The sequence below is a fragment of the Akkermansia sp. AE01SA01 genome (assembly GCF_036417395.1).
Classification (GTDB): Bacteria; Verrucomicrobiota; Verrucomicrobiia; order Verrucomicrobiales; family Akkermansiaceae; genus Akkermansia.
In genome coordinates this window covers 1,562,485-1,580,919 of sequence record NZ_CP143890.1, presented here as the reverse complement: position 1 = coordinate 1,580,919, position 18,435 = coordinate 1,562,485, and the positions used below count along the sequence as shown (strand labels likewise).

Here is an 18,435-nt window from a genome sequence, read left to right as displayed (position 1 = left end):
AGTCTTTTTCTCCCCCTCCGGAAGAAAAACCAAAGGTTCAATGCACCAGTCCCCGGGACAGCAGCGCCAGAGTCACGATGCCTATGGCGATGCGGTACCAGCCAAACACCGCAAAGCTGTGTTTCTGAAGGTAGGAGACCATCCACTTCACGGCCAGCCATGCGGAGAACCAGCTCACTGCCGTTCCGACGGCCAGGGCCTCCCAGCCGAAGGCTTCCAGCATCAGGGCCCCGTCCTTGTACGCATCATGCACCGTGGCCGCCCCCAGCGTGATCAGCCCCAGCAGGAAGCTGAATTCCACGGCGGCTTCCACGCTCAGCCCCACGAACATGCCTCCCAGCATGGTCATCAGGCTCCGGCTGGTGCCGGGAACCATCGCCACGCACTGGAGCACGCCTACGGTCAGGGCCTTGCCCGGCGTCAGGGTTTCAATGGAATCCCCCTTGCTGCCTTCATTGCTCTTTCCCTGCCTGGCGCGCCAGGCGCAGTAGGCCAGAATCACGCCGCCGCCCACGATCCACGAGTACGCCACCGTGTACGTGTTGAACAGGTATTCCTTGATCAGGGAGGCGCAGCACAACCCCACCACGGCGGCAGGCAGAAAGGCGAGAATCAAATTGACCAGAAGCTTGAATCCGGCGGGATTCGTGCCGCGGACTCCTTCCACCATCGTCTTCACGCGCGGGTAGTACAGGCTCAGCACCGCCAGAATGGCGCCCCCCTGAATACAGACGGCCAGGGCATCCAGGGCTTCCTTGCTCTGGGACATGTTCAGCAGGGATTCCGTCAGAAGCAGGTGCCCGGTGGAACTGACCGGCAGATATTCGGTCAGGCCTTCCACGATGCCCAGAATGATGATTTCCAGAAGATTCATGGTAATGATGGTTGGATGTATGGTTAGGAGTTGTAGGGAGAATTGTCGTTGTTGAAGTCTTCTTCAAAGCGCGCCACTTCTTCGCGGGCGCGGGCGGCTTCCTTGCGCTCATGCAGCCACGCCAGGATGATGCAGATTTCATACAGGGCGTACATGGGAACCGCCATCAGCATCATGGTGGCTATGTCCGGCGTGGGCGTGATGATCGCGGCCAGAATGGCTATCGCCACAATGGCATAGCGGCGCGTGGCCTTCATCATGTCATAGGTCAGCACGCCCAGCTTTACGAAAGGCATCACCACCACGGGCAGTTCAAACGCCAGGCCGAACATTAAAATCATTTGCGTGGCGAAGGACAGGTAGTAGCCGATGCGCCATTCGTTGGAAATGCCGAATTCCAGGGAATACGTGTAGAAGAACGTGAGCACCCTGGGAAGTACCACAAAGTAGCAGAACAGCGTGCCGGCCAGGAATAGCCCGAACCCGATCGCCATGCACTTGTACAGAAGCTTGCGCTCATGCTCCAGCAGGCCGGGAATGATGAACTGGAGCAGGAAGTACAGCAGCAGGGGGAAGGAGATTACCACGCCCGCATACAGGGAAAGCTTGATGGTCAGCATGAACGCTTCACCCGGCTGGAAGGCGCTCATCATTTTCAGGGCACCCCGCCCCGTTCCGTCCGTCAGGACGGCATCCTTGGCGTGCAGGGCTTCCGCCAGTTCCCGCACGGCGGGAGCCGGGCTGGCTTCCCTGATAAAAATTTCCTTCCTGTCGTCCGGCAGGGCTTGCGCTCCCCGGAGAACCAGGGCGGCTTCCGTCAATTCCGCCAGCCGGGGGGAAACCTCCCGGAACAGGATCCGGCGCTGGCCGGCGTCCAGCCCCACGGCAGCGGTGGCCGTTTCCTTGGCCTTTCCCCAGGAGTCCAGATCTATTCCGGCGGGCAGGTGGGATTCCTCGAACATGTCCCATACCTGGTTGACGGGGCGGCGCAGAATGTCCATCAGATTGGAGGCGAACCCGGCACACAAAAGCATGCTGACCACCAGGCAGAACACCATCCTCAGCAGCATGGTGCGCAAATCGTCCAAATGCTCCAGAAAGGGCTTCTCTTCATCATCCCGCTGGATTTGCCATTTTTCCCGCAGCCGGAATATGTGCTTTAAAAAGAACACGGCGTTTAATGAAGCTTAAAAGGCCGTGCCGCGCAAGCCGCAAGGCCGACAACGCCATAAAAAAATCCGGGAAACGCCTGCCTTCCCGCTCCGGCCGTCCACAGGCCTTTTTTGGCATGCAAACCCTGTATCTGCTTGACGCGGGAAGGCAGGCTCTTACTCTCTAACGCATCATGAGTCACGTCAGAACAAGATTCGCGCCTTCTCCCACGGGTTATCTCCACATCGGCGGTGCGCGCACCGCCCTGTTCAACTGGTTGTTCGCCCGCAAGATGGGGGGTACCTTCATTCTCCGCATTGAGGATACGGACACGGCCCGCAACACGGAGGAAGCCACACGCGCGATCTTCACCGGCATGGAATGGCTGGGCCTGGACTGGGACGAAGGCCCCATGAAAGGCGGCGACTGCGGCCCCTATTTCCAGAGCCAGCGCAACGATATTTACGACGCCTACTTCAAAAAGCTCCAGGACGCCGGGCGCGTCTATGAGGACGACGGCGCATGGCGCTTCCGCTTTGACCGCTCCAAGCCCGTTACGTTCCACGACATGATCTGCGGCGACATCACCATCGACTACCGGGACGCCTCCAACACGCCGGACATGGCCATCCGCCGCGCGGACGGCTCCTACATCTTTCACTTCGTCAACGTGGTGGACGACATTGAAATGAAGATGACACACGTCATCCGCGGGGAAGACCATATCATGAACACGCCCAAGCACATCCAGCTGTTTGAGGCGTTCGGCGTCACGCCGCCCGTGTTCGCGCACATGCCGCTGATCCTGAACCAGGACGGCTCCAAAATGTCCAAGCGCGACGTGGGGGCGGCCCTGGGCACCTACCCGGAGGAGGGCTTCCTGCCGGAAGGCGTCATGAACTTCCTGGCCCTGCTGGGCTGGTCCCCGAAGGACGACACGGAAATCTTTTCCCCGCAAGAGCTGATCGAACGCTTCTCCCTGGAAGCCGTCAACCACTCCGCCGCCAAGTTTGACATCACCAAATGCCGCTGGGTCAACCAGCAGCACATCATCGCCCTGCCGCCGGAAGAATTTGCCGCCAAGGCGCGCCCGTTCTGCCTGCAGGCCGGACTGCCGGACTCCGGCATTCTGGATGAAGCCATCGCCACCGTGCAGACGAAAGTCCAGACGCTGGCGGAAGTTCCGGATAAAATCCGTTTCTTCTTCGATCTTTCCATGGACCCGGAAGCGCTCGCCAAAGTCCAGCCGGAAGCCGTGGAACTGCTCTCCAAACTGGCGGACAGGCTGGAACGGGAACCGGTATGGGACGGCCATGAACTCATTGGCGTGCTGAAAGCCTTTGCCAAGGAAAACGGAGTCAAGATGGGGGCTGTCATGTTCCCCGCCCGCGTGGCCCTGACCGGCCTGAGCGGAGGTCCGGACCTGTCCTCCGTTTTCTCCCTGCTGGGGAAAGAGGAATCCTTGAAAAGAATCCGAGCCTTGTCCCTGAACTGAACCGGGGCAGTTACAGCCTTTTGATCGGGATGCCGTTTCTCCACCAGAGGAACGGCATTCTGCTTTTGAATTGCTCCGGAACTCGGAACAGGAGGAAGCGGAGAGGAAGGAGGTTTGTCCAAATCCCTTCCCGCGGGTGCAGGATTCCCTGCGCGGTATTTGTAAGCGGAAAGCTTCATGATTTGGCAAGCCGCCTCTCCGGACGCGTACAGGAGGCGCCTGCTCTTTTTCTTTCCTGACTGAAGGCATGGGGAAAACACGGCCCGGCTTTATTCATCGCCGTCCAGGTTTCCGTTTTCCTATTCTTTACTCCTTTCCTCCTCATTTCGGCTCCGTTTATCTTCATTTACGGCATAAGCGCAGCATGCCTCTGAGGCACAGGACACCCCCCTGCTCTCTTTTTCTTTTACCCGTTTCCCCCACCATCCGCTGGAAGAACCGTCCTGCCTCAATAAAATAATAAGAGCCAGGTACATAAAGAACCTGGCTCTTATGAAAGGAAGAGATCAACGCTCTTCCTTTGCCATTTAATTAATAACGGCGGTTGCGGCCATAGCCGTTGTCGCCACGCCTGCCGCCGCTGTTATTGCTGCGGTAGTTTCCTCCGCCTCCGCCCCTGTTTTCCTGGGGCTTGGCTTCATTGACAACCAGGGCTCGTCCCTGAAATTCCTGGCCGTTCACGGCTTCAATTGCGGAGCCCATTGAATCGGTGGAATCCATGGTTACAAATGCAAAACCTCTGGGTCTTCCAGAGTCGCGATCTGTTGGCATGAATAGCTCAGTCACTTCACCATAAGAACCAAACAGATCTCTCAAGTCTTGTTCAGTGGCATCAAAGGACAAATTTCCTACATATAATTTTGTGTTCATATTACGGGGTTGACGGCCGACCTGAATTCTCTTAAATGCGCTCCCGAAAATCCGGGATCTGAATCATCAAAATTTCGAATAAAACAAATACTACCGTCCGGAGAACTTTATCTTATAAATAAAAAAAAGCCAAGGATATTTTACGTTAAACTAAACATTATATCGACAGGCGTCCACAACAAATTTCCGGAGGACAGCCGTCCTTCTGCACCGGACGAGGGATAAAACGGCGAAAGCATATTCCAAAAACTCCCTGCCATCTCGTCTTTCGTGGATGGCGCCAGTCCGTAAATTCCTGCCGCGCCAGCAGCGGAAGGTTCCTGCCCGAATGGAAAAGGCGGGAATATAACCCTTGACCATGAAGCCCGCACCCCCTAGAAATGACACATTCATGAGCATGCCTGATTACCGGACATTTTTCCGCCGTTCCGCTTCTTTCCTGCTGGCCGGCTTTCTGGCCGCGGCCCAGGCGCTCGCACAGCAGCCGGAAAACGCGGCTCCCATCCAGGACGCGGTCCAGTCCCAGGAAGCCGCGGCGGGACCGACAACGGAGTCCGCTACGGAAATGGACACTGTCATCCTGGCGCTGTGCCATGAAATCTCCATTCTGCAAAAGAACGTGGAGAAAAGAATAGCCATCCGCGAAAGCCTGGTGACGGAGGCGGATGAAACCTACAGTTTTTTTGACACCAGGGTGTATGAAATGTCCGCCGTGCTTTATGCGCTGGATGACCAGAAGATTTTCACCATGGCCTTTTACTGCAAAGCCGCAACGAGGCTGGTGAAGCTCTACTATGAACGCAGGCCCGATTTCCAGGGGCAGGAAGCAAGAGCGGCAGAGGAAATAGCACGCATCCAGAAACTGATTCAATCCCTGGAAGAAGTCAACACGGACGGCCTGTCGGAAACCTCCCTGGTCCAGCGGGATGAAGCCCTGACCACTTGCCATTCCCTGATGGAAAAACTGGAGAAGGAAAAGGAGCAGCTAGCTTATCTCAAGGAACTGTTCAACAACTTGGAAAATAAGGTCAACGCCCTGAACGCCGAAAGCAACAAATTGTTCAATACGTTGTTCAGCAAGGTATTCTACACACCATCACACATTGCCAGATACATTTTCCTGAAACCCTCCATGATTTACAGGGCATGCATGTCCGCATGGGAATCATCCGCGGACAGCAAGCTCCAGCTCCCTTCCGACCGCGGGACGCTCCAGCATTATGGGATGGTCCTGCTGGGCATGCTCCTGTGCGCCTACCTGCTTTCCCGCGCCATTGTATGGTGGGGTTTTAAAAAGACACTGGAAAAGTCGGGAAACTACGACAAGCGCCACGCATTCACCAATGTCACCACCATCCTGCTGATAGCCGTGCTGCTTATTGTTTCAGAAATGCAGAGCACGGACTACCTTCTGAAAAGCGCGGCTTCCCTGGGAGCCGAATTCCTTCTGCTGTCCAGCGCCATCCTGTTTTCCCTGGTTACGCGCCTGAAATACGGCACCATTAACGCGGGAATACGCATCTACATGCCCTATCTCCTGCTGGGCGGATTCTTCATGCTGCTGCGCATGTTCATGGCCCCCAACATCGTGGTGAACGTCTCCATGCCCGTCCTGTTTACCCTGGTTTCCCTTTTCTCCCTGCTGACCTGGGTGCGGCAGCGGCACAGGCTGCCCCGTCTGGACCGCTTTTTCGCCACCATTTCCCTGGTCTTCACCATCCTGGGCAGCATCCTGTGCTGGGCGGGTTTCAGCTTCATGGCCTTCCTGGTGCTGATGACCTGGATCATGCTGATGACCAGCATCCTTCTTCTGGTGGGCCTGTGGGACCTGCTGCACCATTATGAAAAACGCCGGAAGGAGCGGAATAAAAAGGAAATCGTCTGGTTCCGCCCCTTCATCTCCAAGCTCGTCCTGCCCTGCCTGGCCATCTTCCTCATCCTGTTCAGCCTGATCTGGCCCGCCGCCACCTTCGATATGGGCGACCTCATCATCAGCAAGATTTACACTACTACGGAAATCAAGGACCTCATCTCCTTCAGCTGGAGCCACGTCATTCTGGTCATCCTGATCGCCATCGTGCTCAACTACCTTATCTTCCTGGGGAAAAACACGCTCCGGGAAATCTACGGGGAAAACTATGAAGTAGGCACCATCCCCACCTTTGTCACGCTCTCCACCCTGTTCCTGTGGGGGCTGTTCGTCTTCACGGCCCTGGTCATCATGAATGCCAACTACAACGGCATCCTGATGGTCATGGGCGGCTTGAGCATGGGGATAGGATTCGCCCTGAAAGACACCATTGAAAACATCATCAGCGGCCTCTCCCTGATGCTGGGGCGCCTGCGGCAGGGGGACATGATTGAATGCGACGGCTACCGGGGGCGCGTCTCCTCCCTGGGGTACCGTTCCACGATGATCGAAACGCTGGACGGCTCCATCATCGCCTTCCAGAACTCCCAGCTTTTCAACAAAAACTTCCGGAACATGACCCGCAACCACAAATTCGAATGCGTGAAGGTGGAGGTGGGCATCTCCTACGGAACGGATGTGGAAAAGGCGCGCGGCATTATTCTGGAAACGCTCGCCTCCCTGCCCTTCCTCTCCAAGATCAAGAAAACCAGCGTGGTGCTGGACAGCTTCGGAGACAGCTCCGTGAACCTGGGCGTATGGGTATGGATTCCCGTCATGACAAAATCCTCCAGCCTTTCCACGGTGCGGGAACGCATCTATAATGCGTTCAACGAGCACGGCATCTCCATCCCCTTCCCCCAGCAGGACCTGTACGTGAAAGAATTCCCCGGCAGGCAGCCTGGGGAAGAACCAAACGCTTCCCCACGGGAAGAATAACCTTCCCGCCCCTTTACCATTCCACCATATCAACCAACCATGTCTGACAATCTGACCCTTCTCGGTTCCCAAAGCTCCTTCTTCACCAGCCCGGACGACGCCAAGCTGGAATCCTTCCCCAACCGCGGCACCCGCCCCTACACCATCACGCTGGACACGCACGAATTTTCCTCCCTCTGCCCCGTCACCGGCCAGCCGGATTCCTGCCACCTGACGATCACCTACGTTCCGGACGGACACTGTGTGGAAACCAAGTCCCTCAAGTACTACCTGGCTTCCTACCGCAACTATCCAGCCTTCAACGAACAAATCGTCAACCGCATCACGGACGACCTCGTGGCGGCCATCTCCCCCCGCTGGCTGAAGGTGGAGGGCAGGTTCTCCCCCCGCGGCGGCATCCAGCTCACCGCCATGGCCGAACACAACCCGGAAAACCGCCCCCTGTAATCTTAAAAACCGCCATGGAAAGAATGGAAACCGCCGTCCTGCTCAGCGGGGGCCTGGACTCCAGCGCGGCCCTGCACTGGGCGCACAAAAACCACCACGTGAAGCTGGCCCTCAGCTTTGACTACGCTTCCAACCACGCCGCGCGGGAACTGGAATGCGCCGCGTGGCAGGCGGCCAGTCTAGGCGTGGAACACCGCATCATCGACATCACCCCCATTGCCGCCCATCTGAAATCCGCCCTTCTTTCCGGCGCGGACAACATTCCGGACGGAAAATACGACACGGAGCTGATGAAACAGACCGTCGTCCCCTTCCGCAACGGCATCTTCCTGTCCATGGCGGCGGGCATTGCGGAAAGCCACGGCGCGCAGCAGCTCGTCATTGCCGCCCATTCCGGGGACCACAGCATCTACCCGGACTGCCGGGAGGAATTCATGGCCGCCATGACGGACGCCATCCGGCTGGGGACTTATGCCGGGCTGGGCATCCTGCGCCCCTTCATCCACACCTCCAAGGGAGGCATCGTCCGGACAGGCCATGAACTGGGCGTGGACTTCTCCAGAACCTATTCCTGCTACAAGGGAGGCCGCATCCACTGCGGCGCCTGCTCCACCTGCCTGGAACGCCGGGAAGCCTTCCGGGAAGCCGGAATCCCGGATCCGACGGTTTACGCGGACCAATAAGCCCGGTCATCAAAAATCAAGGGGCAGAGAGGCCAGAGGAAAATATCCGGACTCCGGCGGTGATGCCTGATCTGGCGCTCAATCCTTATTCGGCCGTATTTTCCGGCAAAAATTCCCGCAGGGCCTTCCGGACTCTCCGCGCCACTTCCTCCTGTCCGGCGTCCGCATCCACGCGGAGCATCCAGGGTTCGTGAACGGAGGCAAAGACGCTGCGGCAGGCGGTCAGCCCGGCCTCCGTCTCAAAGGCGTCGCGTTCCCCGCGGCTGCCGATGCGCTCCAGGGCTACGGAAACGGGAATATCCAGCCAGACCACGGCATCCGGCACGGGCGCGAATTCTTCATTGGCGGCGCGGATGGCGGCAGGGTCCACTCCGCGGGCGCCCTGGTAGGCCATCATGGAAAGGTAATAGCGGTCCAGCAGCACCCACGCGCCGCGGGCCAGCGCCGGGGCAATCAGCGTCTCCACGTGTTCGCGCCTGTCTTTCAGGAACAGGTTCACTTCCTCCTGCACGGACAGGCGGCCCGTCACGGCGGAATCCCGGAGCATCCGGCCCCATGGACCGCGCGTGGGTTCAAAACTCTGCACGACTTCCAAGCCCCTGTCTTCCAGATACTTTCTCAAATGGCCGATGTGGGTGGACTTCCCCGTGCCGTCAATGCCTTCAAAGACGATCAGCCTGCCTTTTCTCTGTCCGGTGAAGCTCATGAATCGAACGTATAGCGTTTCCCCGGAACGGGGGCGATGATCTCGGCATCCGGCATGCGGGAAGCCAGCGTGTCGTGCATCCATTCCACGGCGTCCGGGTCCCCGTGCACCAGAATCACCTGTTTGGGATTCAGCTTCACGGCGTAATCCACCAGGGAATCGCGGGTGGCGTGGCCGGAAAAATCAAAGCAGTCAATCGTGCATTTGCGGCGCACCGGCTGCCCGTTGGGCCTCATCTTGACCAGTTCGCCGTGCGGTGTCGTCTTCAGCTGGCCCGCGGGGGAATCGGGGTCCGCATACCCTACGAAAAGAATGGCGTTTTTCTCATGGGGAAGCACCTGCTCCGCCATCACGTTGGAGAGCGTCTTCTCCGTCATCATGCCGCTGGAAACCACGTAAATGTTACCGGGAGTGCAGACCAGCGGAGCCTTCCCCTTGCGCGGAAGCGGCACGGTCTGAATCTCCTCCTTGAGCTTGAAATCGTGGTCATGCCGCCGGGTCAGCCCGGAAAAACGGTCATATAATAAAGACACTTTTGCGCTCAGGCCGCCGAAGTACACGGGCGTATTGGCCGGAATCACGCCCTGCTGCTTGAAACGGTGGATGTTGAACAGCATTTCCTGGCTCTTGCCGATGGCGAATACGGGGATCAGAACCGCGCCCCCGCGTTCCAGCGTATCGGCAATGGCCTGCCCGAACCGCACCATTTCCTCAGGCCGGGAATAATGGGCGCTGCGCTGGAAGCCGCCGCGCGTGCATTCCATAATCAGCGTATCTACGCCGGATTCGGGGAAATCCGCTCCCGGAATCATGCTCTGGTTCTCAAACTGCACGTCTCCGGTGTAAAACACCGTATGGCCGGACTCGCTCTCCAGCATGACCCCGGCGGACCCCAGAATGTGGCCGGCATCGTAAAAGGTGGCCAGCAGATTCTGGCGGAAGCCCACGCGGAACACCTCGTTGCAGGACTTGGCGTTCCAGGAGTCGGACAGCCGGTCCAGGTCCGCATGGGTGAAGAAGGGATATTCCACGATGCCCAGGTCCAGCCTTTTGGCGCTCATCACGTTCACGGAATTATGCAGCATCACTTCAGACAGGGCGGCGGCGGCGGGCGTCATGAATACTTCCGCCGCGGGCTGCTTCTCCTGCAGCACGGGCAAGGTGCCCAGATGGTCCAGATGGGAATGGCTCAGGAAAACGGCTTCCACGGAATTGGGTTCCAGAACGTCAAACTGCGGCATGGCCGCCAGTCCCTCCCTCTTCGGGTGCATCCCGCTGTCAAGCACTACCCGGGTGCCGTCCATTTCAAGCAGATAACAATTGGCCCCGATCTCTTCGGCCCCGCTGATATTCGTAAAACTGATCATTATATGCGGCAGGAGAGTAACGGCTCCCCCCGCCCGTGTCAATGCCGCCCTGCCGCCCAGGGTTCACAGAGCCGCCGGAAACGCCCTTTAACGGAAAAATGGAGAAGACAAAGGAAACTTCTTCCCTTTTCCGGGGAGCTCGGAAAAGGCTCCGCCGGGCATGCCGCCGGAAAACGCCTCTTCCTGATTCCTATGCCCGGTTCCCCTTGTCTCAATCTCTCAGCCGGACGACAATATCCCGCAATACGTCGGCGGAAAATGAAACGGGAATTCCCCAGAAACAGACTTCACGCTCTCCCGTAACGATATCCACCACCGTCATCACGTCCACCCCGAACCTGTCCTGCCATCTGCGGAGCGCCTCCTTCATTTGACTTTCCAGAGCCCCGTACTGTTCCACCAATCCCTGGTGCCGTTGAATATATTCAAACTGAACGTCCATCCCCACGCTTGACTCCACCTGTACCCACTGGGCCAGTTCCCCGCAGCAGGAAACCAGTTCCTCATTCAGGGACACGAGTTTTTTCACGTCCGTCATCCGGTCAAGAATGCCGATGTAACGCTCCATTCCATTCATGATCTCTCGGCCGTAATATTCCAAAACAAGGTCGTTCAGACGCGCGACATATTCGGGCTTATCTTCTTGGACCGCATAAGCCCTTTTTCCGGACACCCTCCACTTTCCTGGGTCGGATTCCGCCCCCTTCGGGACGGAAACGGGAATTATCCCCGCACACTTTTTACCTTCCGCGGGAGAAAAATCCGGATGGTCTTCCCCCAGTCCGGCCATGACGGCCTTGTCCAGCTGATGATTGTTCAGCTTCTCCATGCGGACCATCCAGACTCCCTTTTCCAGAGCGCATTCTCCCTGAAACACGGCGGGGACTTTCCCGTCCAGCTCCTTTTTTTCCGGAAAACCGGCCTTTTGCTGTGCCCCGCCGCCGTCATGCCCTGCGTCATGAGCCGGGCATACGGGAAAGAGGGAGAGCGCGCACAACGTAATCAGGGTAAACAAGGTATGTTTCACGCTTCCATTACAGCACACGGACAGTGCGGCATCAAGGCAATTGTTCTGGACGCAGACTGTTGCGTGTGTGATAATTCCATCGTCATACCCCTCATGAAAAACAAGCCTCCCGCCAGGGATGACTCCAGGCGGTCCCTGCGCTGCGCGCCCTCCCGAATGAACTTTCAGGGCGTCTGGACAGCAGGATGCGCCATTGCCGGACTTCTTTCCGGGCGCCGTCTGCATTCCTTCCCGTTATTCCCGGCGGACGGCAATCCTTCCGTTCCGGCAAACATTTTCTTACGCAATCACATGAAAAACAATCTTCCTACTCCTCCCAACGCCCCCCACCAGCAGTTGCTGGTCCGGGCCATCAACTATTTCCGCAGCCGGGAGGGAGAACCGCGGCTTTTCACCAAACGTAAGCTGGTGCTCCTCCTGCTGACGGCGGCCTACGCCTTTTCCCCCATTGACCTGATTCCCGATTTCATTCCCGGAGTGGGCCAGCTGGACGACCTGACCGTCATCGCCTTCGCCTTCCTGGCCATGTTCCTGCCCCCCATCAGGAAGGACGGCTCCCATGAGGACCCGGAACCCTGATTTTCCCGGCAACCCGCCGCGTCCGCTTACCCGGAAACCTCTCTCCATGCCTCCTCCCCCTTCATCCTTTCTCCACTCTCCCCTGGCCATCATCATTGCCAAGGGCGCCATCCTTGCCGGAATACTGGCCGTTCTGTTCTGGGGCATCCGCTCCTGCATCACCGCTCCGGTGGAAAAACCCATGGAAGTGGCCGAAAAATTGATCGAGGCCGGAAAGGAAGTGGGACTGACCCTCATCAACAAGGGATTCTCCTCCGACCACGGCGGCCTGACTCTCATTGTCCAGAATGACAAAAAGGTGGCCAACCTGGTGACGGTGGAACGGACGTTCGAATATGAATACCAATATTCCACCACGTGGTGGTGGAGCAAAAAAACGCTGATCCTGAAAGCCGCCTACCGGGCGCACGGCGGCATTGACCTGGACGGCCCGGAACCGCTCCGGATCATTATTCCCCCGGCGGGAAAAGGCCCCGTCACCGCGGAGGGCCTGCACGGCAAACTGGTCTCCTGCGAGATGATCGAAGGTTCTCTCCGCGTGGTTCGGGATGACGCGGGCCTGTGGAACAAGCTCACCCACCGGGACGCGGCCATTGCCGTCAACCAGCTCAACGAGGCGGCCAGAAAACACATCATGGAAAGCGACTTGAAGCGGCAGGCGGAAGAAAACTTCCTGCGCCGCCTGCAGGAAAGAGCGCAGGATTCCCGGCAAAGCGCGGGAAAAGACGGCTGGTTCTGAGTTCCGGAAAAGGCGCGGACTCCCGGAAGCGCCGTTCTTTTATCTTGCCAAAGCGCGCCGCGTCCTATAAAGGAACGCACGTCATGGCCAACTTAACATTCACCCCTCCCGCAGACGGCGCGGCCGTCACCATGCAGAACGGCAGGCTTTGCGTGCCGGACAGGCCCGTCATTCCCTTCATCATCGGTGACGGAACGGGCCCGGAAATCTGGGCGGCCGCCTCCCGCGTCATTGACGCGGCCGTGAACAAGGCCTACCAGGGAAAACGCTCCATCGCGTGGCATGAAGTTTTCGCCGGACAAAAATCCTTTGACAACCTGGGAACCTGGCTCCCTGAAGAAACGGTGGAGGCGTTCCGCACCTACCTGGTCGGCATCAAGGGCCCCCTCACCACTCCGGTCGGCGGCGGCATCCGCAGCCTGAACGTGACCCTGCGCCAGGACCTGGACCTGTTCGTCTGCCTGCGCCCCGTGCGTTACTTCAACGGCATTGAAACGCCCGTGAAGGCCCCGGAAAAGGTGGATATGGTCGTTTTCCGGGAAAATACGGAAGACATCTACGCCGGAATCGAATTCAAGGAAGGCTCCGAGGACGCCAGGCTGTTCTTTGAAACCATGAGCCGCGTCTTCCCGGACCGCATGAAAAAAGTACGCTTCCCGGAAAGTTCCGGCTTCGGCATCAAGCCCGTGTCGCGGGAAGGAACGGAGCGCCTGGTGCGCGCCGCCATCGACTACGCCGTGGAAAACGGCCGGGAAAGCGTCACCCTGGTACACAAGGGCAACATCATGAAATTTACGGAAGGAGGCTTCCGCGACTGGGGCTACGACCTGGCGCGGAGGGAATACGGTGCCCAGCCCATCGGGGACGGCCCCTGGCTCCGCCTTCCCAACGGCATCGTGATCAAGGACTGCATTGCAGACGCCTTCCTTCAGGAAATCCTGCTCCATCCGGAAAATTTCGACGTCGTGGCCACGCTCAACCTGAACGGGGACTACATCTCCGACGCGCTCGCCGCACAGGTGGGCGGCATCGGCATCGCTCCCGGAGGAAACATCAACTACCTCACCGGGCATTCCATCTTTGAAGCCACCCACGGCACGGGTCCCAAACTGGCGGGACTGAACAAGGCCAACCCCAGCTCCGTCATCCTGTCCGCGGAAATGATGCTGCGCTACATGGGCTGGACGGAAGCCGCTGACCTGCTCATTCAGGCCATTGACAAAACCATTTCCGAAAAAACCGTCACTTTCGACCTTGCGGAAATGATTCCCGGCTCCACGGAACTCTCCTGCTCCGCCTTTGGAGACAGGCTGGTGGAAGCCCTGAGCTGAACACAGTTTCATCCATTTCAATAAGGGCCGTTTTTCCACTGGGAAGAACGGCCCTTATTGATGAGTGGACAAGACGTGAAAAAAATGGCATCAAGACAGAATGATTTTCAAAACGGATTCCTATTCCCCGCCCGCTCAGAAAACTTCCCGGGCCAGAAAATGGGTGGCCGCGGGAATTCTGGTGGCTCTGGTTGTTGAGGGCGCCGGCTGGTGGCGGGAATATGAAAGGAGGCCGCGGGACACCCAGATCGCGCGGAGGATTGAAATGTTCCACACCCGGACGGGCGGCACTCACCATTCTCTTGTCGAATCCCTGCGCCGCATCAATACAGGAAATTACCGCGCAGACAGGAATGAACTGAATGCGGCACTGGCAGGCATTCTTGAAGCCTCCCTTCCGGACGATGTCAAAACGCAGGGAATGCTGCTCATATGGGTGCGCCAACAAGGAGCCGACCTTTCATCCTTTCCCGTTTTGAACCGCTCACTTTCCGAGGAACTTCTGGAATGGTGCCTGCAAAACGGAGCCGATCCCAACATGCAGGACAACCAGGGCAATACGGCCCTGCACTACCACCGGAACGAGAAAGAGCTTGCCATTCTCCTGAATGCCGGGGCTGATCCTTCCATCCGGAACAAGGAAGGCCGGACTCCTCTGGAAAACGCCGTTTTACGCGGTGAACCGGAAGAGGTAAAAGCACTGCTTCAGGAAGAGACTGCCGGCAGCTGACTGGGGAATCCTCCATAAGTCCATTCCCCCTTGACGGAATTACTTGCTGGAGCGTATCTCCTCTATCTGTTCCGGCGTGTAGGTTTCCCCTTCCATTCCGCCAAAGTGGCGGCGCAGGAAGGTCAGCAGGTCCGCCAGGTCGCGCGGGTCTGTAACTCCCGGAGGAAGCATGGTGGAGTTCCATTCCTTTCCGGCCACCGTGATCGGCCCCGTCAGCCCTTCGGTAATGATCTTGACTATTTCCACGGCAGGCTTTTCCTTCAGCCATTCCGATCCGGCCAGGGGCGGATACGTCACCTTGTCCCCCATGCCGTCGCTGCCGTGGCAAATGGCGCACTTGGAAAGATAGACGCTCCTTCCCTTTTCCATCACGGCGGCGGCGCGCGCCTTTTTCAGACGTTCCCTGTCCACTACGGGGGGATGGGCGGCATATTCCGGATGGATATGGGACATTTCCGCGAATGAATCCCCCGCGTCTCTTTTTCGTTCAGGCTCCAGTCTTCTGAGGGAGGACAGGTAGTTCAGCAGATGCCGTCCGCGGGAAGAAGGCGCCAGCTCCCACCCCGGTTCCGTGAGAACGGGAAGAGCCCCGGCGGAAGGCGCATTCCCCTGAATCCGGCGGTATTCAAACACGCCCGGCATGGCGGCGCATACGCTCCAGGGAGTTCTGAACTGAGGCTCCCGGGGATTGTAGAGATGCAGGGCCAGCCATTCCTGCGGCTGGGCGGCACGGCGCGTGCTTCTGGAAACGGCATCTTCATATTCCAGCCTGCCTGCCACGTATTCCGCCGCGTTGCTCAAGTCCGGCCCGACGGAGGCCACTCCCATTTGCGGCGCTCCTTCACGGTTGAATTCGGCATCCGCATCCTCCGGTTCGCTGACGCGGCAGGGAAAATCCGGGTCCGTTCCCCGGTCGATCGCCGTCTGCCAGTCCCTGCCGGACATGGAGCGGCGGATCACCTGGGTATGGCACAGCGCGCACCCTTCCGCGGCGTAGATACGGGCGCCTTCCGCATTCTGAACGGGGCGCTTGACCTCCAGGGATGAAGGAGAAGGCGCATGCAGCAGGACAGCCGCGAGAGCCACGAAAACCACGGCAACGGCAGCTCCCAGAGCCGGAAGCATGCGGAGGGTTCCAAGTTGATCCGGTTTTCCGGCGGAATCCGGCTTCCACATCCACAAGGCTCCGGCCAAGCACAAAAGCATGGCTACGGCATGCACGCAGGCGGACATGCCCACCCAGCCGCTCATCAATTCCGCACGCTTCGCGTAAGGAAAAGCCGCCACATCCACGGAGGCGGCCACGCCCACCGCGTAAACCAGCAGAACGCCGCCAATTCCCGCCGCCAGCATCCACCAGGCCGGAGAAAGTTTTCCGGTTTCCGGAGGCCGTCCGGCCATCATCAGCACCCCGGCCCCCAGGAACGCCCACAGTTCCGCCTCATGCCAGGAGGACAGGGAAAACTGCGCCGTTTCCGGCATGCTTCCGGCAAACACGTTCCAGACCGCCCCCAGGGCCAGCAGGGAGCATCCCGTTTTCAGCCATGTCCCGGATTCCGTTCCGGAGGCCATCCACAGATGGAGAGCCGCCAGCACGACAGCCGTGGCGGCACACCAGGACCACGCCATGCCCGCTTCCGCAAGCACCCAAGGAACGGGAAAGCCCTGCAAACGGGCCAATCCGCCGATCAGCGGAGCCGCCGCCAGCACAAGGGCCATCCAGATAGACAAGACGCGGAACCACCTGCCGGACGCCAGCCCCAGCCGGAGCGCCCCGGCGCCCAGCGCCGCACAGGCAATCCCCCAGGAAAAGCAGGCTTCCAGAGAGTAGGAATCCAGCAGGCCGTTCATGGAGAGGGCCCGCGTATGCCACAGCACCAGAAGGGCCGCGGCCATGCACCCGGCAGAGGAGCAGAACAGGAGGCGCAGAGGCCACACCAGCGGCCCCGACCACACGGCACAGGCCATTCCGGCCGCAATGAGGGCAAAAACAGGACAGACCCACCAGTCAAAGGGCATCAGCAGCAGCCCGCTGCCGTTTCCGGCCGCAATGGACGCCAAACCTAGGACCAGACAGCCGTGCCAGCACCACGCCGCCAGCCGGGTCCACTTCCCCTCCGTGCCGTTCATGCGGGAGAACAGGACCGGGAGGGCCCATCCATAAACCAGAATTCCGTAAAAGGCGAACATCAGGCGCCCCGCCGGCCACGGCAAAGGTTCTCCAAAGAGAAAGCCGAAGGCATACGTCAGCGACCATGACAGGCCCAGCACGCAGGCCGCCGCCAGCCAGAAGAGCGGCAGGCGCTCTCCCGGATGGAAGCCGGAAGGGGACGGAGCTGGAGCGGAATTCTTCATCATGAGCGGGGAAACACGTTGCGGACGCTCAGCGCGCCCAGGATGGAAACGGCGGCAATGCCTCCCATCACGACCAGAAGCAGCAGGAGGGCCGTCCACGTTCCCCACGCATGTAATTCCAGTCCCAGCCGCGGGCAGAATATCCAGCAGGCTTCCAGCAGGGAACCGGCCAGGATGCACGCGCAGACGGAGAGAAGAGCGGAGGGCCTGCGCCGCAGCGCGGGGAACAGAAGAACGAGGAAGGGAACCAGCAACTCCAGAACCAGCGCGGCAGCCAGCACTCCGGACCATCCGGACAAGGCCGCCGTGTAAAAGGTCATTTCCCCGGGAATGGAGGCATACCAGGTAACGAGGTACTGGGAATAGGTGATGTAGGCCTTGATCAGCACCATGGCCGCCAGCATGCCGCCCATGCGGGTCCATGAAAGGGATTTTCCGCCTTCCAGCCTTCTCAGGCAGACGGCGGCCAGCACGGCAAACGCCAGGGAGGCGAGCAGAACCCAGGCAATCATGTACACGGGGAACATGGAGAGCGCCGCGCCGCCCGGACCGGCCAGCACGTCAAATCCCAGCACGCCCAGCGCCATGACCGCCGCAATCATGCTGAAGGCGGCGGCTCCGCGGTAGAGGGAACGCTTCCAGACGGAATCCCCAGCGGTCAGCGTCATCCATATCTGGGCCATGCTCCATGCCAGCACCGCCAGTATTCCCATGCGCACGTACAGCCACGCCGGGTTCCACCAGGAAAGATCGGACCAGTCCATCACGCTGAACGCCCGGACGCCGGGGGATGAAACATCCGCCACACCCCAGTAGCGGGCCGCTTCCGGAAAAATTACCGTCGTCAGGCAGCCGACCGTTCCCGCCAATGTCAGTACGCCGGGAAGGCACCCCCACAATCCGGCGGCCAGCACGCGCCGCAGGGAAATTCCCCATCCGGCCCCCGTCACGCAGGACAGGCAGAGCCAGAACAGGCAGCCCAGGCAGATACCTGTGCCCAGCAGTCCCACGCTCATGCCGGCGGCGGCAAAGGGGCCGCGCATTTCATAAAGTTTCACGCCGAAGGCGGATATGTCGTCCCACGGCATCGCGATATAGGACTGGCGCATCAGCACGCACCAGAGAAGCGCGGACGCCAGCCACAAGGCCAGCGCCAGGGAGCGCCCGGCCCAGCGGAATCCCGCCCTGTCCCTGCGCTCCCGCCCGGTTGATGCTGCATTCCTGTTCATGAG

Annotated in this window: 15 protein-coding genes and 1 pseudogene; 8 read left to right on the top strand and 8 right to left on the bottom strand. The window is 59.2% G+C overall.

Annotated elements, in window-relative coordinates:
• Positions 1–37 precede the first annotated feature (37 nt).
• Entirely contained in the window at positions 38–874 is an 837-nt protein-coding gene (locus V3C19_RS06380; RefSeq protein WP_130082797.1) for an undecaprenyl-diphosphate phosphatase, read from the bottom strand.
• 23 nt (positions 875–897) lie between these two features.
• Complete coding sequence (gene tatC, locus V3C19_RS06375; RefSeq protein ID WP_130082798.1) at positions 898–2,046, bottom strand: twin-arginine translocase subunit TatC; 1,149 nt, start codon at positions 2,044–2,046, stop codon at positions 898–900.
• Between the two features lie 173 nt (positions 2,047–2,219).
• Between tatC and gltX the strand changes: the two genes are divergently transcribed.
• Positions 2,220–3,521, top strand: a complete 1,302-nt coding sequence (gene gltX, locus V3C19_RS06370; protein ID WP_130082800.1) for a glutamate--tRNA ligase — start codon at positions 2,220–2,222, stop codon at positions 3,519–3,521.
• A gap of 531 nt (positions 3,522–4,052) precedes the next feature.
• Here gltX and V3C19_RS06365 read toward each other — a convergent pair.
• The gene (locus tag V3C19_RS06365) at positions 4,053–4,391 is read right to left on the bottom strand and encodes an RNA-binding protein (protein ID WP_130082802.1); all 339 of its coding nucleotides are present in this window, start codon (positions 4,389–4,391) and stop codon (positions 4,053–4,055) included.
• A 391-nt stretch (positions 4,392–4,782) separates the two neighbouring features.
• Here V3C19_RS06365 and V3C19_RS06360 point away from each other — a divergent pair, with 391 nt between their 5' ends.
• The 3 genes from V3C19_RS06360 to queC are packed head-to-tail and all read left to right on the top strand — an operon-like array spanning position 4,783 to position 8,369.
• The gene (locus V3C19_RS06360; RefSeq protein ID WP_295932746.1) at positions 4,783–7,239 is read left to right on the top strand and encodes a mechanosensitive ion channel domain-containing protein; all 2,457 of its coding nucleotides are present in this window, start codon (positions 4,783–4,785) and stop codon (positions 7,237–7,239) included.
• Positions 7,240–7,278: 39 nt separating this feature from the next.
• Entirely contained in the window at positions 7,279–7,686 is a 408-nt protein-coding gene (gene queF, locus V3C19_RS06355) for a preQ(1) synthase (protein ID WP_215433832.1), read from the top strand.
• 14 nt (positions 7,687–7,700) lie between these two features.
• Positions 7,701–8,369: a 7-cyano-7-deazaguanine synthase QueC gene (queC, locus tag V3C19_RS06350; protein WP_130082807.1), complete on the top strand. Its 669-nt coding sequence runs from the start codon at positions 7,701–7,703 to the stop codon at positions 8,367–8,369.
• 85 nt (positions 8,370–8,454) lie between these two features.
• Here the strand turns inward: queC and tmk are convergent, their stop codons facing one another.
• The 3 genes from tmk to V3C19_RS06335 all read right to left on the bottom strand — a co-directional run bounded on the left by tmk (position 8,455) and on the right by V3C19_RS06335 (position 11,469).
• Positions 8,455–9,075 (bottom strand): dTMP kinase, encoded by a 621-nt coding sequence (gene tmk, locus V3C19_RS06345; protein WP_295932753.1) that lies wholly within the window; start codon positions 9,073–9,075, stop codon positions 8,455–8,457.
• On the bottom strand, positions 9,072–10,442 hold the full coding sequence (locus V3C19_RS06340; RefSeq protein ID WP_130082811.1) for an MBL fold metallo-hydrolase: 1,371 nt from the start codon (positions 10,440–10,442) through the stop codon (positions 9,072–9,074). Before V3C19_RS06340 ends, tmk begins: the two co-directional genes overlap by 4 nt.
• A gap of 211 nt (positions 10,443–10,653) precedes the next feature.
• Positions 10,654–11,469, bottom strand: coding sequence for a hypothetical protein (locus tag V3C19_RS06335; protein WP_130082813.1), 816 nt, complete (start codon positions 11,467–11,469; stop codon positions 10,654–10,656).
• Positions 11,470–11,877: 408 nt separating this feature from the next.
• On the opposite strand from V3C19_RS06335, the pseudogene V3C19_RS06330 reads away from it, so the two are divergent.
• The 4 genes and pseudogenes from V3C19_RS06330 to V3C19_RS06315 form a co-directional block, all read left to right on the top strand.
• A pseudogene (locus V3C19_RS06330) lies at positions 11,878–11,976 on the top strand (DUF1232 domain-containing protein); the annotation flags it as partial.
• A gap of 118 nt (positions 11,977–12,094) precedes the next feature.
• The gene (locus V3C19_RS06325) at positions 12,095–12,787 is read left to right on the top strand and encodes a DUF4230 domain-containing protein (RefSeq protein ID WP_161981661.1); all 693 of its coding nucleotides are present in this window, start codon (positions 12,095–12,097) and stop codon (positions 12,785–12,787) included.
• An 83-nt stretch (positions 12,788–12,870) separates the two neighbouring features.
• On the top strand, positions 12,871–14,118 hold the full coding sequence (gene icd / locus V3C19_RS06320) for an NADP-dependent isocitrate dehydrogenase (protein WP_130082819.1): 1,248 nt from the start codon (positions 12,871–12,873) through the stop codon (positions 14,116–14,118).
• Positions 14,119–14,218: 100 nt separating this feature from the next.
• Positions 14,219–14,848 (top strand): ankyrin repeat domain-containing protein, encoded by a 630-nt coding sequence (locus V3C19_RS06315; RefSeq protein WP_295875808.1) that lies wholly within the window; start codon positions 14,219–14,221, stop codon positions 14,846–14,848.
• A gap of 39 nt (positions 14,849–14,887) precedes the next feature.
• Here the strand turns inward: V3C19_RS06315 and V3C19_RS06310 are convergent, their stop codons facing one another.
• Together V3C19_RS06310 and V3C19_RS06305 are read right to left on the bottom strand one after the other, a co-directional pair.
• Complete coding sequence (locus V3C19_RS06310; RefSeq protein ID WP_330937189.1) at positions 14,888–17,206, bottom strand: cytochrome c; 2,319 nt, start codon at positions 17,204–17,206, stop codon at positions 14,888–14,890.
• Positions 17,203–18,432 (bottom strand): hypothetical protein, encoded by a 1,230-nt coding sequence (locus V3C19_RS06305; RefSeq protein ID WP_295932759.1) that lies wholly within the window; start codon positions 18,430–18,432, stop codon positions 17,203–17,205. Before V3C19_RS06305 ends, V3C19_RS06310 begins: the two co-directional genes overlap by 4 nt.
• Positions 18,433–18,435 lie beyond the last annotated feature (3 nt).